Below are 2,889 nucleotides of genomic sequence, written 5' to 3' on the forward strand. Positions count from 1 at the left end.
GCTCTAGCATCTTTGTCCTTACTGCTTTTTCTATACTCTCAAAGCTTGTCAACTCTTCTGTTGGCGTATTCCGATAAAGAATTTCTGCTGCTTCCTGCAAACAGGTTTCCAAACGTTTGAAGTCTTCAGGGTTCATAGTAATTGCACTTGCCGCTCTTGTTGCCAGTGTAACTTTTTTCCCAAAATTATACCTGTATTTGCAAAGGTGAGATGCTCCCCATTGATCTAGCAGATGTAGCGGCAGAGTTGAGGCAGTGCGATCGGGATATGGTGGCGATCAATGAGGCGATTAAGGGGTTTTGTGAGCAGTTGGGGATTGATGCGCCGTTATGAGTAAGAAGGTAAAGAAAAAAGTTCCTCAGTTGAGATTTTCTGAGTTTAAAGGTGATTGGAATGAGAAAAGATTAGAAGAATTATTTTCAGAGTTTAAGAGTGGTTACGGCATTACTTTTGATGACATTACTGAACATGGTACTTATCCAGTGTTTGGAGGAAATGGATTAAGAGGATATACAGAAAGTTTTACCCACAACGGCTTTTATTTTTTAATTGGTAGACAAGGCGCACTATGCGGGAATATCAATCGCACCAATGGAAAAGCATATATTTCAGAACATGCAATTGTTTGTAAAGCTAACGATACATCTGATACCGAGTGGCTTGCCCAGAGACTTGATTACTATAATCTTAATAGATTGTCAGAGTCATCAGCCCAGCCTGGTCTGTCTGTAAACAAATTATTGCGATTTAAGTTATTTGTTCCTTCTAAAGAAGAACAAGAAAAGATTGCTAGTTTTTTGGAGGCTGTCGATCGCCGTCTAACCCAACTTTGCCGCAAAAGGGAACTGCTGCAAACCTACAAACGCGGCGTTATGCAAAAACTCTTTTCCCAACAAATCCGCTTCAAACAATCCGACGGCTCCCCCTTCCCTGATTGGGAAAGGAAAAGATTAGAAGAATTATTTTCAGAATTCAAAAGCGGATACGGGATTACTTCTGATGAAATAACTGAACATGGTACTTATCCAGTATTTGGGGGGAATGGCTTAAGAGGATATACAGAAAAATTTACTCATGATGGCTTTTATTTTTTAATCGGTAGACAAGGCGCATTATGTGGAAATATTCATCGCACCTATGGAAAAGCTTATATTTCAGAACATGCAATAGCTTGTCGAGCAAATGACACGGCTAATACCGAATGGCTTGCTCAGAGACTTGATTACTACAATCTTAATAAACTGTCAGAGTCATCAGCCCAGCCTGGTTTGTCTGTAAACAAGTTATTACGCTTTAAATTGTTTGCTCCCTCTAAAGAAGAACAAGAAAAGATGACTGGTTTCTTAACTACCATAGATCGCAAAATCGAAACCATTTCCCGCCAAATCGATCAAACCGAACAATTTAAAAAAGGCTTACTTCAAAAGATATTTGTGTAATGAGGTGTTATGGAAAGTTTAGAAACTTTAGTCAAGAGGCATCTCAAAGAATTTCCCGAATTTCAATACTATGGTGCATTTGCCGAATTTATTAGCGCAATTGAAAGCTATCATCAAGATTTACATACAGGAGTAAGCCTAGACTGTTGCAATTCACTTTTACAAAGTATTTGTAAGACAATCATTACTCAAATTGATCCACGAATAGAAGGAAAAACTTTAAATAAAGGAGCGAAAAGTGAAACTAATAATCTTATCTCTGAGGCAGCCAAGTTACTTCAAAAAAATGATGATGTATGCGAAAGGGATTTTATTAGTAAACTATCACAGTTAGGAAAACATATTAATGAATTAAGAAATGCGAGAGGTGATTTATCTCACGGAAAACATATACCTAAAGAACTGCTTAACGATCAAGATTTATCGCGGCTACTGAGAGAAATAACAGAAAGCCTATCCCGTTATCTCATATCTTCATTTTTCAGTTTTGCCTTAGAAAAGCAGTCAAAAGAAGACATCAAAATCGAAGAAGACCGAATTAGATATAAAGAAAATCCAGAATTCAATGACTTTCTAGACGAAGAATATCCCTTAGACGGAAAACTACTTTATAGCCAAGCACTGTATACCCTTTACTATGAAGACTATGATATCCGGCTACAAACCTTCCTTGATGAACAAGCATTGTTAGACGAAGAATAGGGCATTACGGATAAATCTATTTGTGTAAAATCAAAGTGCAGCAGAGATTTTTCTATATGAAAGTGTGCGAGTCATCCAACCCAGGAGTTTTCCCACAATGATCGTAGCTAAAGACAACGCCCCTCACCTCACCCCGGACGAGTATTTTGCTTGGGAAGAACAGCAACTAGAAAAACACGAGTATATCAACGGCGAAGTTTACGCTATGACTGGCGGTAGCGTTAATCATAGCCGTATTGCAATTCGATTTACGACTATGTTTGATACCCATTTAGACGCTAGTAGTTGCATAACAGGTAACTCAGACTTGAGAGTTAATATTGTAGGAACTAATAACTATACCTACCCAGATGCCAGCGTTACCTGCAACGATCGCGACAAAACCACAACCCAATATATTACCTACCCCTGCTTAATTGTCGAAGTCCTCTCCGCCAGCACCGAAGCCTACGACAGAGGTGGCAAGTTCAGAATGTACCGCCAAAACCCAGCCTTAATCGATTACCTACTAGTCAGTTCCACCAGCATCGAAATCGACCTGTATCACAAAAACGATGCAGGCGACTGGTTGATTATCAACTACAAAGCAGGCGACGCAATCGAACTCAAAAGCATTAACCTCAATTTTTCCATTGAACAAGTCTATCGCGGTTTAACCCTCACCCCAGAAACCCCAACAGACATCATTAGGGAATAGGTAGTAGGTAATACTTTTATCCCATTCCCCATTCCCCATTCCCCTATGCCC

Annotated in this window: 4 protein-coding genes; all 4 read left to right on the top strand. The window is 39.3% G+C overall.

Annotated elements, in window-relative coordinates; all coding sequences use genetic code 11:
- Window positions 1-210: 210 nt before the first annotated feature.
- The 4 genes from F8R90_RS33570 to F8R90_RS28175 all read left to right on the top strand — a co-directional run bounded on the left by F8R90_RS33570 (window position 211) and on the right by F8R90_RS28175 (window position 2,838).
- Window positions 211-333 (top strand): hypothetical protein, encoded by a 123-nt coding sequence (locus F8R90_RS33570; RefSeq protein WP_269141808.1) that lies wholly within the window; start codon window positions 211-213, stop codon window positions 331-333.
- Window positions 330-1,439 (top strand): restriction endonuclease subunit S, encoded by a 1,110-nt coding sequence (locus tag F8R90_RS28165; protein ID WP_196513426.1) that lies wholly within the window; start codon window positions 330-332, stop codon window positions 1,437-1,439. The genes F8R90_RS33570 and F8R90_RS28165 overlap by 4 nt, the downstream gene beginning before the upstream one ends.
- Window positions 1,440-1,448: 9 nt before the next feature.
- Window positions 1,449-2,141 (top strand): abortive infection family protein, encoded by a 693-nt coding sequence (locus F8R90_RS28170; RefSeq protein WP_196513427.1) that lies wholly within the window; start codon window positions 1,449-1,451, stop codon window positions 2,139-2,141.
- A 97-nt stretch (window positions 2,142-2,238) separates the two neighbouring features.
- Window positions 2,239-2,838 (top strand): Uma2 family endonuclease, encoded by a 600-nt coding sequence (locus F8R90_RS28175; protein ID WP_196513428.1) that lies wholly within the window; start codon window positions 2,239-2,241, stop codon window positions 2,836-2,838.
- The last annotated feature ends 51 nt before the right edge of the window (window positions 2,839-2,889 follow it).

It is taken from the genome of Nostoc sp. NZL (genome assembly GCF_015714705.1).
GTDB lineage: Bacteria > Cyanobacteriota > Cyanobacteriia > Cyanobacteriales > Nostocaceae > Nostoc > Nostoc foliaceum_A.